Annotated in this window: 2 protein-coding genes; one reads left to right on the top strand and one right to left on the bottom strand. The window is 59.7% G+C overall.

The genetic code is table 11. The annotated features are described in order from the left end of the window. On the top strand, positions 1 to 607 hold a 607-nt coding region (locus A5622_RS19290; RefSeq protein WP_066880610.1), incomplete at its 5' end, for a class I SAM-dependent methyltransferase. A 60-nt stretch (positions 608 to 667) separates the two neighbouring features. Here A5622_RS19290 and A5622_RS19295 read toward each other — a convergent pair. Further along, positions 668 to 858 (bottom strand): class I SAM-dependent methyltransferase (locus A5622_RS19295; RefSeq protein WP_197508048.1); only part of this gene is annotated, 191 nt, incomplete at its 5' end.

Below are 858 nucleotides of genomic sequence, written 5' to 3' on the forward strand. Positions count from 1 at the left end.
CGACGTCAACGTCATCGGGATCACGCTGAGCCGCAATCAGTTTGAGTACAGCAAGAACAAGCTGGCCGGATTGCCGACCAGCCGCAACATCGAGGTGCGGTTGCAGGGCTGGGAAGAGTTCGAGGACAAGGTCGACCGGATCGTCACGATTGGCGCCTTCGAAGCTTTCAAGATGGAGCGCTATCCCGCATTTTTCGAGCGCGCCTACGAGATCCTTCCCGACGACGGCCGAATGCTGTTGCACACCATCTTGACCTACACGCAAAAACAGCAGCACGAGCGCGGTGTTTCCATCACGATGAGCGATATCCGATTCGCTCGATTCATCGGCCAGGAAATTTTCCCGGGTGGACAACTCCCGGCGCAGGAAGACATTTTCAAATTCGGCGAGGCGGCGGGCTTCGACCTGACCCGCGTCCAGTCGCTGCAGCTGCACTACGCCAGGACCTTGGACCTGTGGGCCGAGGCACTCGAGGCCAATCGCGAGCAGGCGATCGCCATCCAGTCCCAGGAGGTCTACGACCGGTACATGAAGTACCTGACCGGCTGCGCGAAGTTGTTCCGTGCGGGCTACACCGACGTCAATCAGTTCACGCTGGAGAAGTAACCGGCCCAGTAAAGCAATCGGCCCCGAACGGTGCACCGTTCGGGGCCGACTTGTCCCGCCCTACTTGACCAACGTGAATTGCCCCACATTGGTGACACCCTTGCGGAAGAAGTTCTCGCAGCCGGTCAGGTAGTGCATGTACTTGTCGTAGACCTCTTCGGACTGCAGGGCGACCGCCTTGTCCTTGTTGGCCTCCAGGTTGGCCGCCCAGATGTTGAGGGTCCGCGCGTAATGCTGCTGCAGCAGCTGCA

Origin of the sequence: Mycobacterium sp. 1245801.1 (genome assembly GCF_001673055.1) — a bacterium.
GTDB lineage: Bacteria > Actinomycetota > Actinomycetes > Mycobacteriales > Mycobacteriaceae > Mycobacterium > Mycobacterium europaeum_A.